At 74.6% G+C, this 23776-nt stretch carries 2 protein-coding genes (1 of these 2 cut by a window edge); both read right to left on the reverse strand.

The window, feature by feature from the left end; all coding sequences use genetic code 11:
* Positions 1-22623 carry an SDR family NAD(P)-dependent oxidoreductase gene (locus ACFVT2_RS11045; protein ID WP_390015065.1) on the reverse strand — a complete coding sequence of 7541 codons (22623 nt, stop codon included), beginning with the start codon at positions 22621-22623 and terminating at the stop codon, positions 1-3.
* Positions 22617-23776: the 3' end of an amino acid adenylation domain-containing protein gene (locus ACFVT2_RS11050; RefSeq protein WP_390015068.1), read on the reverse strand. 12046 nt of this gene lie beyond the right edge of the window; only the last 1160 of its 13206 coding nucleotides appear in the window; its start codon lies off the right edge, out of view — the gene reads right to left on this strand; its stop codon occupies positions 22617-22619. The genes ACFVT2_RS11045 and ACFVT2_RS11050 overlap by 7 nt, the downstream gene beginning before the upstream one ends.

Raw genomic sequence — 23776 nt, forward strand, 5'->3', positions numbered from 1 at the left:
TCATGCCGGGTGCTGCTCCAGGTGGGCGGCGAGGGTCGCGTTGAACTCGTCGGCGCTGGTCAGGCTCGGGAAGTGCCCGGCGTCGGGGATCTCCTGGTAGGTGGCGTCCGGGATGGCGCCGTGCAGCAGGTGCGCGGTCTTCAACGGGATCACGGTGTCGTACCGGCCCTGGACGAGCAGGGTGGGCGCGGTGATGTCGCCGAGCCGGGCGAGCAGGTTCGGGGCGGCCGCGAAGATGTCGAGGTAGCGCAGCCCGGTCTGCGGGTCCATGCTTTCGCAGCGCAGCAACTGCCGCTCGTAGCGGGTGCGTTCACGCCCCAGCCGGTCCGATCCGCTCTCCGTGACGACGTGGTCGAAGTCCTCGGTGGCCACCACCGCGAGCCGGTTGACCTCGCCGGCCCGGTTGCCGAGCTTGTACGAGCTGCCGATCAGGGTGAGCGAGGCGGTCGCGTCGGGGTGGCGCAGGGCGAAGGTCTGGGCGGTGAGCCCGCCGAAGGAGGCCCCGGCGACGTGCACCCGGCCGCGCACCCCGAGCCGGTCCAGGGTGCGGCGGCACAGGTCGGCGATGCCGTCGTAGGTGAGGTCCTCACAGGCGGTGGTGGCGCCGACGCCCGGGTGGTGCACGACGGTGACCCGGTAGCGGTCGGCGAGCGCCGCGAACTGCGGTCCGTAGATCCCGGCGCCGATGTTGAACGGCAGCATCAGCAGCAGCGTCGGCCCGTCCCCCGCGGTGAACACCTCGACGTCGCCGCCGCCGGCGCCCTGCGGCAGCCGGACGAGGTGCCGTTCGGTGGCCGGCTGGTGTTCGCGGAGCACGGTCCAGTTGTCGTTCTCGGCCCGGTGGCCCTCGACCATGGCCTCCCGGATGTCGTCGGGGACCCGGTCGAGGGGGTGGTACCAGGCCAGCGCGGCGGGCCCGTCGCCGGGCGCCGGCAGCAGGTCGGGGATGTCGAGGGCGGTGGGGCCGGTGGAGCCGGTGGAGCCGGCGAACAGGGTGGTGAGACGGGCGATGATCTCGTCGGTCTCGGCGTCGGTGAGGCCGACCGGGATGGCCAGTCGGATCAGGGCCGGGCCGTCCGTACGGCCGTCGAGATGGGCGGCGGCCCGGATGCCGGTGTGCCGGTAGAGCCAGGCGAGGGCGGCCGGAACCGGGTGGGCGTGGCCGTCGAGGGCGGGCATCCGCCGGGTGTCGAGCAGGACGCAGTGGGTGGCGGTGCCGTCGGTCACCGGGGCACCGGCCTCGGCCAGCGCCCGCTGGATCCGGGCGACCTGGTGCACCCGGTCGCGGACCGCCGGGACCGCCCAGGCGGTGTCGGCGAGCGCGGCGGCGGCCAGCGCCCGACCGGAGCGGCTGATCTCCGGGCCGCGCAGGGTGATCCGTTCGCGCAGGTGGTGGGCGACGGTCGGGTCGTCGGTGGCGACGATGCCGCCGGTGTCCACGCCGAAGTCCTTGGAGAGGCTGATCGTGACGGCGTCGGCGAGCGCGAGCAGGTCGCGCGCCACGTCCAGCACCTCGCGGCCGCGGTGGTCGTCCTCGTACTCGGTGATGAGTACGGCGTTGTCGAGGACCCGGGTGGCGTCCAGGACGAGCGGGACGCCGTGCCGGTCGGCGGTCTCGCGGACCGCGGCGAGGTTCTCGTAGGAGAGCGCGGCGCCGCCGTCGGCGTTGTTGCTGACCTCGATGCACAGGCAGGCGATCCGGCCGGCGTCCTTGGCCAGCAGCTCGTCCAGGTGGGTCAGGTCGAGGTCGCCGCGGAAGACCGGGTCCGGGTCCGCGGCGCGGCGTACCGCGGTCGGGGTGAACCCGTGGTCGAGGTGGCTGAAGTACCAGGTGGGGAAGAGGGAGTTGTGCAGGACGACGGGTCCGCGGTGCGGCCAGGCGCGGCACAGTGCGGCCTCGGCGGCCCGGCCGGACGGGGTGGGCACCACGCAGGAGAACGGCAGCAGGTCCAGGCCGTCGAGGGTCTGACCGGTGGGGCGGTGCTCGGCCGCGGCGCGCAGGGCGGCGGTGCGGGCGGCGATGTGCGGTCGGTCCAGCTCGGCCCAGGAGTCGCTGAGCAGGTCGAAGTCGATGGCGGAGGCCGGGAGGTGGAGGGGGTTCCAGCCGTGTGCGGCGAGGTGGTGGTCCCGGGGGGCGGCGGACGAGGGGCCTTCGGTGGCGGGGGTGACGTCGGCGACGGGTGCGGGTGCGGGTGCGGGTGCGGCGACGCCTTCGTCGTAGGTAGCGGCTTCGGCTTCGGCGGCGGCTTCGTCCGCGGCAACGGCTGCAGCGTAGGTAGCGGCTTCGGCGGTGGCAGCGGCCTCCCCCTGGGTCGCCACCTCCGGGTTGGCGATCATCAGGATCAGCCGGGAGACGTCCGTGCGGGCCGTGTCGGCGGGCTGGCAGAGGTAGAGCGGCAGGTTCTCGGTGCGGAACTTGTTCTTGAAGCGGAGGTTGCCGTCACCGGTGAAGATCCCGCGGGAGCGCAGTTCCTCCAGTGCGGCTTCGGCCTCCGGCGCCGCGTTCGGCGACTCGCAGACCTTGGCGCCGAAGCTGCCGCCGAAGCTGAAGACCGTGCAGCCCTCGGCCGCGGTCTGCTCGATGATCTTCACCACGGTGTGGTCGAGGCCGCCGAGCGGGGCGTCCTTGGGGTAGAACTCCAGGTCCAGCAGGTAGCCGTCCTCGGACGGGATCTTGGTGACGATGACCGCGTTGACCAACCGATCGTCAACGTAGGTCAGGAACATCCGGTGGCGCGGGGCGAGGATGCCCCGGCCGATCTCGTCCCGCACGGTGTGCACGTACGGGTTGACCATGTCCTTGGCCTCGCACCACCGGTCGATCAGCTCGGTGATCGACCGGTCGGTGTCCGGATCGGAGCCGACCGGGTACTCGACCGTGCGGCACTCCCCCGCCTTCTCGAACTTCCGGATCATGTAGCGCAGTCGCTGCATCCGGCCGCCTTCGAGGGTGAAGTCCCTGATTCCTTCGAGGCGTTGCAGGGCGCCGAAGGGGGTGGCGGTGAACCGCACCCCGTCCGCCTCCTCCAGGCGGATCAGGGAGACGATGTTGGGGTCGATGCCGTGCGCCTGCCCGTAGCGGACGTACTCGGCGGCCAGCGCCGGCATGTCCTCGGTGGGCCCGACGTAGCTCCAGGTGAGCATGGCGTCGCCGCGGCGGGAGAAGTTGAAGTAGGCGTTGCGGGCCGCGCCCAGGAAGATCAACGGGGCGATGTCGCGGCCCGGCAGCCCGCCCTCGCGGCCGTGGCGGCGCTCCAGGTCGGCCACGGTGGCGGCGAGTTCCGGGTGGTCCGGCAGGTCGGTCTTGGCGATGACCAGGGCGCCGTCGTCGTCGTACCGCCGCGGGTCGGTGGCGGCGGGCGCGGCCGGGGGTGCGGCGTCGGTGGTCGGCGCGGCCGCCAACAGGCGGGCGGCGTCCGGGCCGTGGGTCTCGGTGAGGTGGGAGGCCAGCCGGCCGAGCGTGGGGTGGTCGAAGAGCAGGGTCTTGCGGAGCGCGCCGAAGCCGCGTTCCAGGGCGGCGACCACCCGCAGCATGTCGAACGAGCTGAAGTCGTTGTCGGTGAAGGTCTCGCGGGGGTCGAAGGGGCGGCCGAGTTCGGCGGCGATGGCGTCCTGGAGGAGATCTTCGAAGGAGCGCTCCTCGGGGGCAGCGGCCGGGGCCGGGACCGGGGCCGCAGTGGTCACGGGCGCGGGGGCGAGGGCGGTGGCCGGGACGGTGGCCTGACCGTGCGGGCCCCCGCACAGCGGGGCGACGAACCGGCTCAGCAGGCCGACCGTGTCGTAGTCGTAGAGCTCCGCCGCCTTCAGCTCCAGGCCGAAGGTCTCGTTGAGCGTGCGGACCAGGTCCATCCGGTAGATCGAGTCCAACCCCAGCTCGCCGAACGGCGCGTCGTCGTCGATCTCGTCGATGCCCATGCCCAACAGGTGGGAGAGCTGGCCGCGCAGCAGGGCCGCGATGTCGGGACCAGCGGCGGCGGAATCGGGGTCAGGGGCGGAGGCGGGGGCAGGGGTAGGCACGACGGGGGCAGGTACGGCGGGGGCGGACGGGGCCGGAGCGGACGGGGCCGGCTCGGGTGCGGTCTGGGCGGGCGCGACCGGGGCGGGTCGGGCGCCGCCCGGGGCCGTCAGCCGGACCTTGGGCCCGCGCCGCGCCGGGTGCGGTGGGCGGATCGGGGTGGGGGTTTCCATCACGGTCTCCTCAAGGGCCGGGCGAGCCGGGCGGGCCAGTTGAGCCAGTCGGTCCGGTTGAACCAGTTGGGCCGGTCGGGCCAGTCGGTCCGGTTGGTCCGGTTGGTCCGGTCGGGCCGGTGCGTCGGTGGTGGTCTGCGGCTCGGCTGCCGGTGCCGCGAACCAGTGGCGGGTACGGGCGAACGGCGCGGCCGGCAGCGGGATCCGTCCCGGCGCCGACGTCCACAGCCGGTGCCAGGGCACCTCGGCGCCCTCGCACCACAGCTTCATCAGCAGCTCGCGGTCCTCGTCCCCGCCGGCCGCCGGGGCGCCGCGCCGGGCGGTGCCGGTCAGCGCGCCGTCCGGCAACTCCCCGGCGGCGAACGCCTCCAGTGCCCGCACCAGCTCCGTCCGGTCGCGGACCGTCACCGCGAACCGCTGCCGGTGCTCGGTGCGGCCGGTCTGGAGGGTGTGGGCGACCCGGGCCGGGTCGGCCTCCGGGAAGCGGTGCAGATGCCGGGCGAGCCGGCCGGCGTAGCTCCGCAACCGGTCGTCGTCACCGGCGGAGAGCGTGACGACCCGGGGGATGAACTCGTCTACAGGAGACGGCAGTTGGCCTTCGTACGCCTCCAGGACCAGATGGGCGTTGGACCCGCCGAAGCCGAAGGAGCTGATACCGGCGCGCCACACCGGACGACCGTCGGCGGTGTGGGCCGGCTCCCAGGTGCGGTGCCGGTCGTTGACCCGGAACGGCGTCCCGTCCAGCCGCAGGTACGGGCTGAGCTCCCGCACGTGCAGGCTGGCGGGGAGCTCGCGGTGGCGCATGCACTGCACCACCTTGAGGACACCGGCGATCCCGGCCGCGGTCTCCAGGTGGCCGATGTTGGTCTTCACCGCGCCGAGGGCGATCCGCCCGGTGTCGGGCAGCGGCTCGCCGCGCTCCTCGTGGAGGGTGCGGAACGCCTTCTTCAGGCCCTCGGTCTCGATCGGGTCGCCGAGCCGGGTGCCGGTGCCGTGCGCCTCGACGTAGCCGATGGTGCCGGGCTCGATGCCCGCCGCACGGACCGCGGCGGCGATCACCCGGGCCTGGGAGTCGGGGTTGGGTGCGGTGAGGGAGTTGCTGCGGCCGCCGTGGTTGACCGCGCTGCCCTTGATCACCGCGTAGATGTGGTCGCCGTCCGCCTCGGCCCGGGCCAGCGGTTTGAGCAGCACCGCACCGACGCCCTCGCCCCGTACGTAGCCGTCGGCGGACGCGTCGAAGGTCTTGCATCGGCCGTCCGGGCTGAGCATCCCCGACTGGCTGAAGGACTCCAGCAGTCCCGGGGTGAGGATGACGTTCACCCCGCCCGCGACGGCCAGTTCGCACTCGCCGTCCTGGATGGCGCGCACCGACCGGTGGATGGCCACCAGCGAACTGGAGCAGGCGGTGTCCACGGCCTCGCTGGGCCCGTTGAGGTCCAACAGGTACGAGACGCGGTTGGCCAGGACGGAGTGCGCGATGCCGGTGGCGGTGTGCGCCTGGACCGGGATGCCGCTCTCCTTGAGCAGGTCGTCGTAGTCGTGGGTGGCGACGCCGACGAACAGTCCGCACGAGGAGCCCGCCAGGTCGGCCGGGCGGTATCCGGCGTCCTCGAAGACCCGCCAGGCGGTCTGGAGGAACAGCCGCTGCTGCGGGTCCATCAACGCGGCCTCGTTGGGCGAGATGCCGAAGAGGCGGGCGTCGAAGGCGTCGACGGAGTCCAGGAATCCGCCGCGCAGGTCGCGGGTGGCCGGGTTGGCGCGGATCGCGGTGCGGTCCTCGGGCACCGGGCCGACCAGGTCGTCCCCGGCGGCCAGGTGCTCCCAGAAGGCGTCGGGGTCGTCGGCCCCGGGGAGGGTGCCGGCGATGCCGATGATGGCGATCTCGGCGCGGGCGGGAACGGGAACGGGGGTGGGAAGGGGGACGGGAAGGGGGGTGGCGGCGGGTGCCGGGGTGGGGAGGGGGACGGTCACCTCCGGCTCTGTCAGTCCGGTGTTTCCGTAGTGTCGGGACAGCTCGGCAGCGTGCTGGGCCACCAAGTAGTCGGCGAACGACGTCAGATCGGGGCATTCGAAGAGGACGGTGGGCAGGAGATCGAGGCCGAACCGCTCGTTGACCTTGTTGACCAGTTCGGTGAGCGTGATCGAGTCGAAGCCCAGCTCCAGCAGCTCGGCCCGGACGTCCACGTCCGTCTCGTCGACGAGCAGGAACCCGGAGGCCAGCACCCGGGCCTCGCGCTCCACGAGGTCGCGGAGCCGCGCGCCGTCGAGGGAGGGCGCCGCGACCGGCCGTTCCTGGGCGGCCGGCTCCGGGGCGGCGCCGGCCGGTTCCGCGTCCGGTGCGTCGTCGCGGATCAGCCCCTCCACCACGCACAGCGCCGGCAGCTCCGACGCCAGCCCCCGGACGAACGCCAGCAGGCCGGCGCGGGTGGGCAGCGGCACCATGTTCCAGGTGCGGACGAAGAGTTCGCGGGTGGCGTCGTCGACGGTCATACCGCCGTCGGCCCACAGCGGCCAGCCGATCGACAGGCTGCGGCCGGCCCGTCGGCCGGTGGCGCGCAGGGCCTCGCGGCGGACCGCGAAGGCGTTGAGGAAGGCGTTGGCGTAGGCGTAGTCGGCCTGGCCCGGGTTGCCGGACTCGCCCGACATGGAGGAGAAGAGGACGAAGAAGTCCAGCGGCTGGTCCGCCGTGGCCGCGTCGAGGTGCAGAGTGCCCTGCACCTTGGGCCCGAGCACCGCGGTGACCTGGTCCGGTGTCTTGGCGACCGCGCGGGCGTCGTGGGTGACGCCGGCCGCGTGGATCACCCCGTTCAGCGGGCCGTACTCGGCGGTGACGGAGTCCACCAACTCCCGTACGGCGACCGGGTCGCGCAGGTCCGCGCGCCGGTGGACGACCCGTACGCCGTCCTCGGTCAGTTCGTCCAGGCGCCGGACGGTGGCCGCGTCGGGACGGGAGCGACCGGTGAGCACGAGGGTGGCGGTGCGGGCGCGATCGGCGAGGAAGGCGGCGAAGTGCAGCCCGAGGGCGCCGGCCCCGCCGGTGATCAGATAGGTGCCGCCGTCCCGGAGCGGGAAATCGCACAGCCGGACGTTCGGCGGGGTGCAGGGCGTCAGGTGCTTCTCGGTGCGGGTGCCGTCGGGGGCGTAGGCGGTCTCGACGACACCGGGGGTGGCGGCGGCCAGCTCCGCCACGATCGCCCCGGCCGCCAACTCCCCTTGTTCTGGCGACAGTTCGAGTCGCACCGAGGCGAACTTGTGGTGTTCCAGGGCGAGGGTGCGCAGGGTCCCGCCGATGGCGGTGTGCCGGGGGTCGGCGGTGCCGGGGCCGTCGGGGCCGGCGGGGTGGACGTACACCAGGCGGAGGGCGGGACGTTCGGACCGGGCGAGGACCGCCACCGCGGACCAGAGGACGGGCGGCAACTCACGGCCGGCCATCGCGGTGTCGTCGGTGGCGGCGTCGGGGTTGGGGGCGGGGTCGGGGTCGGCCAGGTGGACGATGGCCTCGGGGAGCTGCCCCCGGTCGGCCAGTTCGGCCATCAGCCGGGTGTGGTGGGTGGGGTCGGCGGTGCGGAGGGTGTAGGTGGGGTGCGGGTGTCCGTCGTCCTCGGGAGCCGTGAAGTCCGGGCCGTCGGTGGCGTGCAGGACGGTGCTGCCGTGGTCCGTCAGCTGGCGGGCCAGGGCGTGGCGGGTCGGCGTGGCGTCGCCGAAGACGAGGACGGTGCGCGGCGGGCGGTCCGCGCCGGCGGCGTCGGCGCGGCGGGCGGCCGGGGTCCAGGTCGCCCGTAGGTAGCGGGTTTCGGTGGGCTCGGCCGCGGCGCCGCGCGGGGCGATCTCCAGGCCGTCGACAGCCTGGAGCACCCGGCCTTCGCCGTCGGTCAGCCGGAGGTCGAAGCGGCGGTGTCCGGTGGTCCGGTCGTCGGGGGTGACCTCACGCACGTACGCCCAACTGTCCGCGGGCAGCGGCCCATAGGCCCGCAACTCGGCCATGCCGACCGGCAGATAGCTCCGTTCGCCGGTACACAGTGCCGAGACGGTCTGGAGGGCGCCGTCCAGCAGGGCGGGGTGCAGGGCGAAGACCGGGCCGGTCCGGCGCAGCACCCGGCTCAGGCTCAGCCGGGCCAGGCACTCCCCGTCGCCGGACCGGAGCCCGGCGACGGTGCGCAGCGAACGGCCGTACTCCAGGCCGCTGTCGGCGAAGGCGTCGTAGAACTCGCAGAGGTCCTGCTGGGTGGGGCAGCGGCGGCGGAGCGCGGCCAGGTCGAGGTGCCCGGGGGGCTCCTGTGCGGGGTCCGGGCCGCCCGCGGTGAGGATGCCGCGGGCGAGGGTACGGCCGCCGGCGTCCGGGTCGGTGATCTGGAAGGTCGTGCCGGTCCCGGGGCGGTCGGCGTAGGCGAGGGCGATCCGCCGGGTACCGGCGTCGAGGTCGGCCGGCGCCAGCCAGCGCACCGACCCGATGCGGAAGGGGAAGCCGAGGCCGCCTTCCGGGCCCGCCTCGCGGGCCGCCTCCAGCAGGGCCACTCCGGGCACCCAGCGGGCCCCGGCGATGCGGTGGTGATCGGCGAAGGCGAGGGCGGGGTGGTTGGCGCGGCGCTCGACGGCGCCGGGCGGGAGGGGGGCGGGCGCGGGCCGGGTCTCCGGGGCGGGGTCCTCCTGCGGGGCCCGGGTGACGCCCTGGGTCGGGGTGTGCCCGGGGTGCGCGACCGCCGCCGCCTGCGGGACCGGCGGCTGTTCCTGATGCGGAGCCACCTCCTGATGCGGAGCCGGCGTTGCGCCACCGGCCGCCGTCGCATCACCGGCTGTCGTCGTGTCGCTGGCTGCCGTCGTGTCGCTGGCTGCCGCCGCCGGGACCGTTCGCACCGCCCCCGGTGCCAGGTGCCGGGGGTCGTCGGTCACCCAGTGGCGGCTGCGGCGGAACGGGTACGTCGGGAACGCCACCCGCCGGCGGGCCGCCGCACCGGGCACCTCGCGCCAGTCGACCCGGCCGCCGCGCACCCAGTACGCGGCCGGTCCGGCCCATTGGCGTCCGGCCAGCGCGGCGGCGAGGGCGTCCCCGTCCGGGCCGTCCGTGGGTCCGCCCTTGACGGCCGTACCCACGCACACCGCCCCCGGCACCGAGGAGACTTCCCCGTCCCGCGCGAACTTCCGTAGGGCTGCGGCGAGTTGAGAGTGTGAAGAAGCTGTCACCGCGAGGCGTTCCGGTAGTTCCCGGCGGCCGATGCGGCTGGTGTGCGCGAGGTCGGCGAGCGGGGTGGTCGCGCCCTGGGGGCCGTCGAGGAAGTCGGCAACCCGTCCGGCGTGCACCGCGAGGGTGTCCCGGTCGAGGGCGGACAGCACGAACAGTTCCGGTTCCCCGGTGGCGGTGGTCGGTTCGGCGACCGCGTCCGGGGTGGCAGTCGGGTCCGGGCCGGGGCCGCGGTATTCCTCCAGCACCATGTGCACGTTGGCTCCTCCCGCTCCGAACGAGCTGATTCCGGCGCGGCGCGGCCAGACCCGGGCACCGGTGCCGAGGTCGGCGACCGGCCGCTCCCAGGGCTCGGCGGTGCGCTGCGGCCGGAACAGCGAACCCGCGAAGTCGATCTTCGGGTTGAGGGTGTCGAGGTTGATGGTGGGTACGAGGGTGCGGTGCTTGAGCTGGAGCAGCACCTTGGTCACCGCGGCGATCCCGGCCGCGCCCTCCAGGTGGCCGATGTTGGACTTCACCGATCCGACGGCGCAGTGGCCGGTGTCGGACGCGGCGGACCCGGCGGCCTCGGCGATCCCGGCGATCCCGGCGATCCCGGCAGTCTCGGCGGACCCGGCGGACCCTGCGGTCTCGGCGGACCCGGCAGTCCCAGCAGTCCCGGCGGACCGGAACGCCTTGGTCAGCCCGCCGATCTCGATCGGGTCGCCGAGCGCGGTGCCGGTGCCGTGCGCTTCGACGTAGGAGACCGTGCGCGGGTGCACGCCCGAGCGCCGGAGCGCCTCCGCGACCAGCTTGGCCTGGGCGTTGGGGTTGGGCACGGTGTAGCCGCTGACCTTGCCGCCGGCGTTGCTGACCGCGCCCTTGATGACGCCCCAGATGGTGTCGCCGTCGGCCTCGGCCCGGTCCAGCGGTTTGAGCAGCACCGCACCGGCGCCCTCGCCGGGTACGAAGCCGTCGGCACCGGCGTCGAAGACCCGGCACCCGTCGCCGGCGGAGAGCATGGTGCGGGCGCACAGGGCTGCGTAGTGGGCGGGGTGCAGGATCAGGTTGGTGCCGCCGGCGATGGCCATCCGGCACTCGCCGCGGCGCAGGCTCTCGCACGCCAGCTGGATGGCGCTGAGCGCGGAGGAGCAGGCGGAGTCGACGGCGAGGCTGGGGCCTTGCAGGTCGAAGGTGTAGGAGACCCGGTTGGCCATCGACCAGAAGGCGGAGTGGCCGGTGGCGTAGCGGCCCTCGGGCCAGTCGGTGGCCGCCGAGAGCAGCCCGTACTCGCCGTACATCAGCCCGGCGAAGACCCCGGTCTCCGGTTCGTGGGTGTGGGTGCCGAGGTGGCCCGTGGTCTCCAGCAGTTCCCAGCAGGTCTCCAGGAAGAGGCGTTCCTGCGGGTCGAGGTCGGCGGCGTCGCGCGGCAACACGCCGAAGAGCGGCGCATCGAACATCTCGATATCGCGCAGGAAGCCGCCCCAACGGCTGTAGCTGCGGTGCTTCTTGCCCTTCTCGGGGTCGAAGTGGTCTCGCCAGTCCCAGCGTTCGGCAGGGATCTCGGTGATGCAGCTACGGCCCTCGGCGAGGTTGCACCAGAAGGCGTCGAGGTCGGGTGACTGGGGATAGCGGCCGGTGACGCCGATGACGGCGATGTCCTGGGGGGCGGAGACGAGCGGGGGTGCGGAGAGGGCCGTGGGGGCCGGCGTCGCCGTCGGTTGCTCGGCCGTTCTCGCCGTTTCCTCGGCTGTTCTCGTCGTTTCCTCGGCCGCAGCCGTCGGTTCCTCGGCCACTGTCGACGGCGAACGGTTGATTGCCGTCGTCGAGAGCCGGGGCTCCGGCGCCAGCACTGTTGCCAGCCGCTCCCCCCGCTCCGCCGCCAGGTACTCCGCCAGCCGGTCGATCGTCGGGTACTCGAAGAGCAGGGTCGCGGGCAGGTCCCCGAGGTCCTGTTCGAAGCGGTCGACGAGGTTGAGGCCGACGAGCGAGTCCACGCCGAAGTTCTCGAAGGTCGCCGCCGGGTCCAGGTCGGCCGCACCGTACTTGAGGACCTCCGCGAACACCCCGCTCACATAGGCGCGGACGGACTCCGCGGACGGCCCGCCTCCGCCGGCCGGGTCCTCGGCCGGGCGCTCGGCGACCACCAGCGACTGCTCCAGCTCGTCGACCGGGATGCCGGGTAGGCCGCGGGTGCGGACGGTCCGCAGCCCGGCCGCCGCCGCGGTGTCCCGCCACTGGGCCGGGGCCAGCAGCGGCGAGTGCGGCAGTCGTCGGGCGGCGTCCTCGTACATCCACCAGCCGGTGGTCAGCCCGAAGGTGAGGGTGAGGAAGTCGGAGAACCGGGTGATCTCGTTGACCAGCAGCAGGCCGCCGGGGCGGAGCAGGGTGCGGATGTTGCGCAGGGTGCGGTCCATGTCCGGTGTGGCGTGCAGGACGTGGGTGCCGAAGACGACGTCGAAGCTGCCCGGTTCGAAGCCCTGTTCGCGCGGGTCGCGCGAGATATCCAGCGTCCGGAAGGACATGAACGGGTGGGCGGCGCCGAACTCCCGCTCGCCGTGGCGCAGGAAGGCCGGGGAGATGTCGGTGTACCAGTAGTGGGCGGTGTCCGGGGCGGCGGCCAGGGCGGGCAGCACGGTCTGCGAGCTGGCGCCGGTACCGGCGCCGATCTCCAGGATCCGGGCCGGCCGGCCGGTCTCGGCGTGGATCCGGCGTGCCGCGTCGGCGATCTCCTCTGCCAGCAGCTGGTTGTAGTGGTCGGCGATCGGTTGGCCCTTGTAGATCGGCTCGACCAGCGCCACCGATCCCTTGGGGAACAGCACGTCCATCGGGTTGCGGCGGCCGGCCAGCACCTCGGCGAGGGCGTCGGCGGTGCGTTCGACGAGCGTCACGTGGCCGCGCATCTCGGGGTAGCGGGCGGCGACCTGAGCGCCGTCCACCCGGGCGGCGGGCGAGGCGGCGTCCGTGGCCAGCCCGAAGGCGGCCCGTTCCTCGGTGCCGATGGCAGTGCCGACGTCGGTGCCAACGTCGGTGCCGATGGCGGGCTCCGGGCCCGTCGCCGCGCCCGACCGGCGCAGGATGCTCAGCGCCGCGTCGAAGAGCCGCCGGTGCCGGTCGACCACGCCGAGGCGGGAACGCAGCTCACCGACGGTCGTGTACTCCCCCGGGCGCGGTACCGCGTCCCAGCCGAGGACGGTGCGCCGCAGCAGGTCCCGGCTGTACGCCTCGACCTCGGCGAACGCCTCCTGGGCGCGGGTGAAGACGGCGGGGGTGGCGTCGGCGGAGTCCGTCGCGGGCGTGCCCGAGGACGAGGACGGGGATGGGGACGGGGACGGGGACGGACTCGGGGGCGGGACGGCGAGTGGTGCTGATGCATCGTCACTTCCGCTACCCAGCAGGGCGGTCAGTGGTTCCGCGTACGTCTCCCGGAAGTGGTCCGTCAACTGGTCGATCGTCATGTACTCGAAGAGCAGGGTGGACGGCAGGTCGCCCAGGTCGCGTTCGAAGCGGTTGACGATGTTGAGGCTGACGAGGGAGTCGACGCCGAAGTTCTCGAAGGTGGCGGCGGTGTCCAGGGCGGTCGCGCCGTACTTGAGCACCTCGGCGAAGACCCCCGTGACGTAGTCCCGGACGGCGTCGACGGAGAGGGGGGTGGTGGGGGTAGTGGAGGTGATGGTGCGGGTGGTGGGAGATGCGGCGGGCCGTGTCGGGGACGCCGGCCGGGGTGCGGCTTGCGGGGCCGGGGATTCCGCGGCCGGGGCGGGCGCCGTCGGGCTCGCTGCGGGGGTGTCCGCGCCCGCCACCCGGATGCCCATCTCGGGCAGTGCGGCCGGATCCGCCTTCATGGCGAGGGTCTGCGGCAGCCCGGCGCTGATGATGCGGCGCAGCACGGCCATGCCTTCGGCGGGTTCGATGGAGCCGATGCCGAGCTTGGCGAAGGCGTCCCGCATCCGGTCGGTGGCCACCGCGCCGACGCTGCCCCAGAAGCCCCAGTTGACGACCGCGACGGGGTACGGCCGCTGCCGGTCCAGCCACTGGGCGTAGGCGTCCTCGAAGGTGCTGGCCGCCGCGTAGTTGGCCTGTCCGCCGGCCTCGACGAAGGAGACCGCCGAGGAGAAGATCAGCAGGAAGTCCAGCGGTTCGGCGCCGAAGACCCGGCCGAAGGCGGTGACGCCGGCGACCTTGGGGGCGAGTCCGGCGCGGAAGGTCTCCTCGTCCATGTGGGCGAGGGTGCGGTCGCGCAGGTCGAGGGCGGCGTGCAGGGCGCCGTTGACCTGGCCGAACTCCGCGTGGACGGTGGCCAGCGCGGTCCGCAGCGCGGACTCGTCGGCGACGTCCGCCCGGAGGTAGCGGGCCTGACCGCCCAGGGCCGCGATCTCGGCGGCCTTGGCCCGGTGTTCGGGGTCCTCCGGGCGGCGGCCGAGCCAGACCAGTCGGGCGCGGGCGATCCGGGCGAGCAGCCGGCTGAGGGCGAAGCCGATGCCGCCGGCGCCGCCGGCGATCACGTACACGCCGCCCTCCCGGAACGGCTCGACGCCCTGCGGCGCGGGCACCCGCACCGGCGCGAAGACCCGCTCCAGGCGGCGGGCGCCGCGCAGCAGCACCACGGGTTCGGTGCCCGGCTCGGCGGTGATCCGCTCGGCGGTACCGGCCGGGTCGGCGTCCGGGCCGGCGCCGACGTCGAGGCAACTGACACTCCAGCGGGGGCATTCGGATTCGATCGCCCGGGCCAGACCGAGCAGCCCGGCGGCGTCCGGGCGGACCGGGTCGGCGTCGTCGGCCGGGACCGCGCCGCCGAGCACGAGGCGCAGGGCCAGCCGGTCCCGGGTTCGGCCGGTCGTGATCAGGTGCTTGACGAGCCGGAAGAGCTCCAGGGCGGAGCGGTCGGACTCGGGGGCGGTCCGGTCCCCGTCGTCCGCGGTCGCCACGAAGTAGAGGGTGTCCAGGGGCTGTTGGAGCGCGGGGCGGTCGGTGCAGCGGTCGGTGTCGGCGGAGCCGGTCAGCGGGACCAGGGCCGCTCCGGTGCGGGCCGCGAGGGCGGTGGCGAGCCGGAACGCGGCGGGGGTGTGCACGACGGCGGTGCGGCCGGTGTCCGGTGCGGGGACGGGGGCGGAGCGGGTCGCGTCCTGCCAGACGGGCCGGTGCATCATCGCGTCGACGGGGTTGCGGCGGGCCCGCAGGGCGAGGCCGTGGTAGCGGACGCAGACCCGCCCGTCGGCGTCGGCGAGGCGCACGGTGTAGCGGTGCTGTCCGGCGCGCTGCACATGGGCGTGGGCCGGCCGGGCGCGGTCGTCGAGGATCTCCACCCGCTCGACGGAGAACGGCACGAGGGTGGCGTCGTTGCCGGCCTCCAGCGCCGCGATGGTCTGCTGGGCGCCGTCGAGCAGGGCGGGGTGCAGGGCGAAACCGTCGGTGCCGGGCGGGGTGCGGAGGGCGCCCAGGACGTCGTCCGCGCCGAAGGCGATCGTCTCCAGGACCTGGAAGGTCGGGCCGTAGGCGATGCCGCCGGCGCGGAAGTCCGCGTAGAAGCGGGCGGCCGGGATCGTGTGCGGACAGCGGGCGGTGAGCGCGCGGAGGTCGAGGGTTTCGGGGGTCGGGGGCGGGCCGTCGGGCGCGGCGGTGAGCTGTCCGCGGGTGCACACGGTCTCGCCGTGGTCGCCGGTGGTGAGGGTGAAGCGGTACGTGCCGGTGGTGGTTCCGTCGCGGGTCAGGGTCAGGCGCAGCGAACCGGCGGCCTCGGCGTCGATCAGCCGGAGCCACTGGACGCCGTGCAGGGTGAGCGGGCCGGACAGGCCGCAGCGGGCCGCGGCGGCCACCGCCAGGTCGAGTCCGGCGGCGCCGGGGAGGACCGGGGCGTCGCCGATCCGGTGGTGGTCCAGCACCCAGTGGTCGGCGGGGACGGCGGCCGGCAGAACGGCGCCGTCGGGGTCGCCGGGCGAGCCGGCCGGGGTGCCGAGGAGCGGGTGCGGGGCCGGGGCGGTGGCCTCCGGGTGGGTGCCGCCGGTGGGGGCCGGGAGTTCCACCCAGTGCCGGTCCGCGGCGAACGGGTAGGTCGGCAGCGGTGTGCGGCGCGGGTGCGGCCCGTGCGGCAGGGCGCGCCAGTCGACGTCGTGGCCGGAGGTGTAGGCGGCGGCCAGGGTTTCCAGGGCGGTGCGGCGGACGTCGGGGTCGGCGGCGCCGGTGCGGGCGGCGAGGTCCTGTTCGCCGGTCCCCTCCGGTGTGGCGGTGGCCGCGGGGCCGTCCGGTCCGGTGCGGTAGCAGCCGGGCGCGGTCGAACCGACGGCCAGCAGCCGGAGTTTGCGGCGGAGTTCGGGGGTGTCGCGGGCGACGACCGCGGCGCGCACGGGGAGGTGGGCGCGGCCGACGCCGAGGGTGAAGGCTAGGTCGGCGGGGCGGGCGTCGTCCGGGATGGCGTCGGCGAGGGCGCCGAGCAGTCGGCCCAGTGCCGCCTGGTCGCGGGCGGACACCGGGAACAGTCGTTCCCCGTGGGGCTCTTCGGGGCGGGCGGTCGGCCGTGGGGCCTCGGTGAGCACCGCATGGGCGTTGGTGCCGCTGAAGCCGAAGCTGCTGACGGTGGCGATCCGGGTGCCGCCGGGGCCGGGCTCCCAGGGACGGCGGTCCGGCACGACGTAGAAGGGGCTGGTGGGCAGGTCGGTCTTGGGGTTGGGGGTGTCGAAGGCGGGCGCGGGCGGGAGTTCGCGGTGGCGCAGGGCCAGCAGGACCTTGAGCAGGCCGGCGATTCCGGCGGCCATCGTGGTGTGCCCGATGTTGGCCTTGACGGTGCCCAGGCCGCAGTAGCCGACCCGGTCGGTGTGCCGGCGGAAGACCTCGGTGAGCGCCTTGACCTCGATCGGGTCGCCGAGGGCGGTGCCGGTGCCGTGCGCCTCGACGTAGCCGATGTCGGCGGGGTGCACGCCGGCCCGGTCGTGGACGTCGGCGATCAGGGCGGCCTGGGACGCCGCGCTGGGCGCGGTGATGCCGTTGGTGCGGCCGTCGCCGTTGACGCCGGTGGCCTTGATGACGCCGTGGATGTGGTCGCCGTCGGCCAGGGCGCGGTCGAGGCGTTTGAGGACGACGGCGCCGACGCCCTCGCCGAGCACCGTGCCGTCGGCCGCGGCGTCGAACGGTACGCAGCGTCCGCGCGGGGAGAGCATGCCGACCTTGCTGCCGCGGATGTGGAGTTGCGGGGTGACCATCAGGGCGACCCCGCCGGCGACGGCCATCGCGCACTCGCCGCGCCGGATGCTGTCGGCGGCCAGGTGGACCGCGACCAGGGACGACGAGCAGGCGGTGTCGACGGCCATGGTGGGGCCGTCGAGGTTGAGGAAGTAGCCGATCCGGGCCGGCAGGAGGGAGCTCGTGGTGCCGAGGAAGGCGTGGCCGGTGTCGGCCTTGCCCGCCCGGTCGAGCAGCAGCGAGTAGTCGCCGGGAGCGCAGCCGACGAAGACCCCGCAGTGGGTGCGTTCGGGGCCGCCGACCGCGTATCCGGAGTGTTCCAGGGCGGCGTGCGACTGCTGGAGGAAGAGCCGCTGTTGTGGGTCCATGACCTCCGCCTCCAGCGGCGAGAGGTGGAAGAACGCGGCGTCGAACCGGTCGACGTCGGGCAGCATGGCGGCCCATTTGCTGTAGGTGCGGCCGGGCGCGAGCCGGTCGGGGTCGAAGACCCGGTCGACCGCCCAGCGGTGGGCGGGCACCTCGGTGAAACTGTCGCGGCCGGCGGCGAGGTTCGCCCAGAAGGCGTCGAGGTCTTCGGCGCCGGGGAAACGGGCGGACATGCCGATGACGGCGATGTCGGTGGTGTCGGTGGGGGCGGGGGAGGCGGGGGCTTCGGGGGCGGGCGCCGCCGTGGGGGCGTCGTCGGTCCCGTGGGGTCCTTCGGTCGCCGTGGGCTCCGTAGGGGCCGGGGTGTGGTGCCACAGGTCCCCGATGTGGTCGGCGAGACGGGTCACGGTCGGGTGGTCGAAGAGCGCCACCGGGTCGATCTCCACGGCGAAGCGTTCGCCCAGATCGCGGACGATCTCCACCGCACCGACCGAGTCCACGCCCATCTCGTGGAAGCTCAACCGGGCGTCGATCTCGTGGCGTTCGAGGTAGAGGCGGGCGCAGACGGCGTCCTCGACGGCCCGGACGGCCTCGGCGCGGTCGAGGGCGGGACGGTCGGGGGCGGGGCGGGGCGTCGGGGCCGGTGTCGGCCGGGCGGCGACCGGGGCGGTCGGCGTGGCCGGGGTGCCGGTGTCCGGGGCGACCGCGGGGTGTCGGCGCTCGGCCCGGGACCGCTGCCAGCGGCCGATCCAGTACGGCCGCTCGTCGAGCGGGTGGGCGGGCAGCGGGACCCGGCGCGGACGCGGGCCGTCGGCGGGCCGGCAGTCCTCCCAGGGCACGTCGGTGCCGGCGGCCCAGAGCCGGGCCAGACCGTGCAACCGGCCCTGCCGGAACAGTTCGACGGCGCGCCCGCCGGCCGCGGTCCGCTCGTCGTGGTCCTGCGGCCGGTCCGTGCCCCCGGCCGGCTCCGCGGCGCCGGTGAAGACGTCGTCGCCGAGCTCCCCGCCCGCCAGGAAGGCCGTCAACGTGGCGTGCAGAGTGGGGAGTTCGGAGGCGACGACGGCCAGGCGGGCGGGTAGTTGGGCGCGGCCCACCTGGAGGGTGTAGGCGATGTCGGCCAGGGGGACGGTGCGCGGGTCCGCGGCGGCCCGGCCGGCCAGTTCGGCGATCGAGGCGTCGAGGGCAACCGCGGTGTCGAGGGCGATCGCGGTGCCGAGGGCGACCGGTGCGCCGGCGGAGCGGCGGTGCTCCAGCCGGCGGCGGAGTTCGGTGGCGGCGACCGGGTCGAGGCCCAGGTCGGCGAGGGGTTCGCGGGGGTCGACCGCGGTACGGGGCACGTCCAGGACGGCGGCGACCTCGTCGGTGAGCAGGGCCACCGCGGCGTCCTCGACCGTACCGGCGCCGTCGGCACCCTCGGCCGCCAGCCGGTCGAGGTGGGCCAGCTGGCGCCGGACGACCTCGCGCAGCCGCGCCTCGTCCGGCGCGGAGTACACGAACAGCTGGGGTCCCGCGGGGGTGGCGTCGGCCGGTTCCGGCGGTGGGCTCTCCAGTAGGACATGGGCGTTGGAGCCGCCCGCGCCGAACGCGCTGATCCCGGCGCGGAGCACGGTGCTACCCGCCGGGGGCCGCCAGGGTGCGCGGTCCCGCTGGACGCGGAAGGGCGAGGCGGCGAAGTCGATGTACGGGTTGAGCCGTTCGGCGTGGAGCGAGGGGGCGAGTTCGCGGTGCCGCATCTGAAGCAGCACCTTGGTGACCGCGGCGATGCCGGCCGCGCTCTCCAGGTGGCCGATGTTCGACTTCACCGAACCGATCGGACAACTGCTGTGTTCTCTACGTTCCGTACGTTCCATACCGGCGTTGGCGTACGCCTGGGTGAGTCCGGCGATCTCGATCGGGTCGCCGAGCGAGGTGCCGGTGCCGTGCGCCTCGATGTAGCCGATGCTGTCCGGCGCCAGACCGGAGCGGGCCAGGGTCTCGCCGATCAGGGCGGCCTGGGCGGCGGGGCTGGGGACGGTGAAGCCGCTGGTGCGGCCGGAGTGGTTGAGGAACGAGCCGCGGATCACGCCGTGGACGGTGTCACCGTCGGCCTGCGCCTGCGCCAGCGGTTTGAGCAGGACGGCGCCGACGCCCTCGCCGGGCACGTAGCCGTCGCCGTCGGCGCCGAAGCTGCGGCAACGGCCGTCGGTGGACAGGAAGCGCCCCTGGGCGAGTTGGAGGTACTTCTGCGGGTGGACGGAGAGGTTGACGCCGCCGGCCACGGCCATGGTGCACTCGCCTCGGCGCAGGCTCTCGACGGCCAGGTGGAGGGCGGTGAGCGAGGAGGAGCAGGCGGTGTCGACGGCCATGCTGGGGCCTGCGAGGCCCAGGCAGTAGGAGAGGCGGTTGGCTACCGCGCAGTGCAGCGCGGTGGGTGCCACCCCGCGGTCCGCGCCGCCGTCCGCCCCCGTGGCGCCATCGCCGTCGGCGTCGGGGTAGGGGTCCGCGTCCGTGAAGAGCTGGTAGTGGTTCCACATGACGCCGGCGAAGACACCGACGCGGGAGCCGACCAGGGCGTCCGGCCGGTAGCCGGCGTGCTCGACGGCCTGCCGGCCGATGGTGAGGAAGAGGCGTTCCTGCGGGTCCATCCGCTCGGCCTCGCGGCGGGAGATGCCGAACGCGGCCGCGTCGAAGCGGTCCACGCCGTCGAGGAAGCCGCCCCAACGGCCGTAGGTGCGGCCGTCCTTGCCAGGTTCGGGGTCGTGGATCGCGTCGTGGTCCCAGCGGTCGGCCGGGACCTCGGTGACACAGTCACGGCCCTCGGCGAGGTTGCGCCAGAAGGCGTCCAGGTCGTCGGCGTGCGGATAGCGGCCGGCGAGGCCGATGACGGCGACGGCGTCCGACTGGTCGGTGGGGGCGCCCCCGGCTGAAGCAGCGGAAGAGGAGGCGGAGGCCGAACCGGTGGCCGAGCCAGAGGCGGCGGCGACCGAGTCGGACGGGGACGTCTGCCGGTCGTCGGACTGGACCAACTCGGGGACCGGCTCGGGGGCCGGCAGCAGGTCCTCGATGCGCCGCTGGTCCCCGTAGGTGACCACGGTCCGCGCGCCCCGGTCGTCGGCCAGCAGCGCGAAGAGGGTGTCCAGGCCGGCATCGGTGGGCAGGGCGTGCAGTCCGGTCCCGGCGGCCGAGCGGTGCCGGGCGTCGTCGGAGACCCGCATCCCGCCGTCCGCCCACAGCGGCCAGCCGACGGCCACCGACGCGCCCCGGCGGTCGGTGCGGGCGGCGCGCCGCTCGGCGAAGTGCTCCATGAAGGCGTTGCCGTAGGCGTAGTCGGCCTGACCCGGGTTGCCGACGGAGGCCGAGACGGAGGAGAACAGCGCGAAGAACGCCAGGTCGTCGTCGGCGGTGGCGGCGTCCAGGTGGCGGGTGCCGGCGGTCTTGGCGGCAAGCACGGCCGCGGTCTGCGCCGGGTCCTTGCGGAAGAACATGCCGTCCTTGACGGTGCCGGCGCAGTGGAACACCCCGTCGATCCGGCCGTACAGCTCGCGGGCCCGGGCGGCGACCGCGTAGGCGTCGTCGAGGTTGCCGATGTCGCCGCGGACGTAGTGCACGGCGGCGCCGCGGTCCTGCCAGTCGCGGATCCGCCCGGTCAGTTCGGGGCCGGGTGCGCTGCGGCCGGTGAGGAGCAGCCGGACCGGTCCGCGGCCCACCAGCCGCTCGGTGATCAGCGCGGCGAGCCCGCCGCCGCCTCCGGTGATCAGGTACACGCCGTCCGGACGCAGCACGTCGCCGCCGGTGGGGGCGGGCCCGGACGCGTACCGGACCGCCTGGCGGACGTCGTCGGCGTACCGGACCTCGGACTCGGCGGAGAGGTCGGCGGTCTCGTCGGCGAGGAGCCGCGCCAGTCGGTCGGCGGGCAGGTCCGCCGGGTGGCCGACGGCGCGGGCGCGCAGCACCGGCGCCTCGACGGCGACGGTGCGGGCCAGCGCGCCCAGCGCGGCGTCCTCCGGGTGCGGGCGGGTGGGGGTGGTGTCGTGCGGGTGGAGGAAGAGCAGGGCGGTGGGGTGCAGCGGTCGGGTGTCGGTGACGGCGGCGGCCAGCGCCCAGCATTCGCGGTACGCCTCGGGCACCGCGGCGGCGTCGTCGGCGCGGGCCGGGACCCGGGCGAGCCGGGCGTAGCCGGCCGGAGTGGTGCCCTCGTCCCGCAACGCGCCCAGCATCCGGCCGAGTTGGTCGCGGTCGGTGGGGTCGAGGCGGTAGTGGTCGGGGCCCAGTCGCTGGTAGCCGGAGGCGCGTTCGGCGCGGATGACGCGGGTGCCGGGGCCGGCGGCGGTGCGGAGTGCCGCGGCGGTGGCGGCGGCGGCACCGATCAGGACGAGGGCGCGGTCCGCGGGCGTCCCGTCGGCCGGGGGTCGGGGGGCCGCCGGAGACCAGACGGGGCGGTGGCAGCGGAGGGTCGGTTCTGCGGTGTCGTCGGGCGCGGGCGGGGTGTCCGGTGCGGCGGGCGCCGGGTCGCGGTCGGGGGCCGGGCGGAGCCGGGGCGCGTACTCGGTGTGCAGGTGCGCGGCGAGCGAGTCGATGTCGGAGAACTCGAAGAGCAGCGTCGGGTACAGCGGGGAGCAGACGTACTTCTCCAGTTCGCGGCTGATGTCGAGCATGTGGCCGGAGTCCAGGCCCAGTTCGTAGAAGCCGGTGCTGGTGGAGAGGGCGGCCGGGTCCTTGCCGAGGATCCGGGCGATCATGCCGCGCAGGTGGCCGGTGACCTCGGTGGGGTCGGCGGTCCGCTCGTCGTCGATGCCGGGGTCCGCGCAGCCGGCGGTGAGGACCGCGGTGGGGCGGCGGACGGCGTCGACCGAGCCGTCGTCGGACCCGTCCGGGCCGTCCTCGGTGACCAGCCGGGTGATCAGCCCGGCGTGCCGGATGCGCTTGCACATCAGCTTGGTGAAGCCGGCGAGGAAGCGGCCGTCGGCGTCGTAGAGCGCGCAGTCGTTGTGCATCACGTCGCCGGACTGGGCGAGCGTCTCGGGGTGCGGCATGTAGGCGTAGGCGGTGCCGGTGAGCGGGCGCGGGGCCCGGAACGACTCGATGAAGACCGGGATGAACGGGTCGTCGCTCTCCGGCGGGACCTGGGCGAACGCGGCGATGGTGGTGCAGTCCATCTTGGCCGGGTGCAGGTGGAAGTGGCCGTCGAGTTCGGCGGCCTCGGGGTCCAGGCCGAGTTCGGCGAGCAGCCGCCCGTCGCCGTAGTAGAGCCGGCCGAAGCAGCGCATCGCGGAGCCGTGCCGGATCTCCTCGGCGCGGGCCCGGGCGTACATCTCGTCGAGGTCGACGACGCGCAGGGCGGTGCTGCGCAGGGTGTCGAGGTCGAGCGGCGGCGGTTCGGGGGCGTCGCGGAAGACCAGTTCGCCGCGGAAGTTCTCGCGGTAGGTGGTGACCGGGGCGCCGTTCTCGCGGCGGCGGCTCTCGGCGGTGATCCAGCGGCTGCCGTCGGTGGGAACGGACACCGAGACCCGGATGTCGCAGTCGAAGCCCTCGGCGGTGGCGATGGCCTCGTGGAAGAGGACGTTGCGGAGTTCGGCGTGGGCGGTGTCGAAACCGCGGTCGCGCAGGATGCGGAAGACGATGTCGAGGAAGGTGACGCCCGGCATCACGGACACCCCGTGCACCCGGTGGTTCTGCATGATGAAGTCGGAGTGCGCGAGGACCAGGTGGCAGACCAGTTCGTGGCCGGGGTCCGGTGCGGAAGGGGAGTTCAACACGGCTGTCCTTCCTGCGTGGCCGCTGCGGTGTCGAGGGCCGGGACGGTGGTGGTGGGTGCGGGGCCGGCCGGGGCGGGGGCGAAGTGCAGGCCGAGGATGGAGGCGCTGAGGCGGCGGCGGGGCGCGGTGGCCGGGGCGGCGTCGGCGGCCGGCGTCGGCGGTGGGCCGGCCGGCCGGGCATCCGCGGGCTTCTCCAGCCACAGGCGGCGGCGCCGGAAGTGCGGATCGGACAGCGCCGGCCGCGGGGTGTGCCGGGCCGCCAGCGCCGGGTCCAACTGGCTGGTGATCACATGGGCGTTGGTGCCGCCCAGGCCGAACGCGCTGACGCCGGCGGCGCGGACCCGGCCGTCGTCGGGGGCCCATTCCAAGGCGGTGCGGGCGGGCCGGAACGGCGAGGCGGCGAAGTCGAAGCGGGGGTTGGGCCGGTCGCAGAAGAGCGTCGGCGGGATCCGGCCCTCGCGCACCGCGAGGACGGCCTTGAGGAAACCGGCCATGCCGGCGGCGCTCAGCAGGTGCCCGACGTTGCTCTTGACGCTGCCGATGGCACAGAAGCCGGTGCGGTCGGTGGCCTCGCGGAACACCTCGGTCAGGGCGCGCAGTTCGATCGGGTCGCCGATCATGGTGCCCGTGCCGTGCGCCTCGATCAGCCCGATGTCCTCGGGGCTGCGGCCGCCGGCGGCCAGCGCCCGGCGGACGACCTTGGCCTGGGCGGCCGGGTTGGGGGTGGTCAGGCCCATGGTGCGGCCGTCGTTGTTGACCGCCACCGCGTCGATGACGGCGTGGATCCGGTCGCCGTCGCGCAACGCCGCGGCCAGCGGTTTGAGCAGGACGACTCCGCAGCCCTCGCCCGGTACGAAGCCGTCGGCGCGCTCGTCGAAGGTAGCGCAGCGGCCCCGCCGGGAGAGCGCCCGGGCGGCGCTGAAGTCGAGGTAGGGCTCCTCGTCGAGGAGGATGTCCACCCCGCCGGCCAGGGCCAGTTCGGATTCGCCGTCGCGCAGGCTGCGGCAGGCGAGTTGGAGGGCGACGAGCGAGGAGGAGCAGGCGCTGTCGACGACGAGGTTGGGGCCGTGCAGGTCGTAGTGGTGGGCGACCCGGGCGGCGATGAAGTTCTGGTCGGAGCCCATGCCCACGGCGTCCCGGCGGTCAGCGGCGC

It is taken from the genome of Streptomyces sp. NPDC058000 (genome assembly GCF_042886435.1).
In the GTDB taxonomy this organism is placed as follows: Bacteria; Actinomycetota; Actinomycetes; order Streptomycetales; family Streptomycetaceae; genus Streptomyces.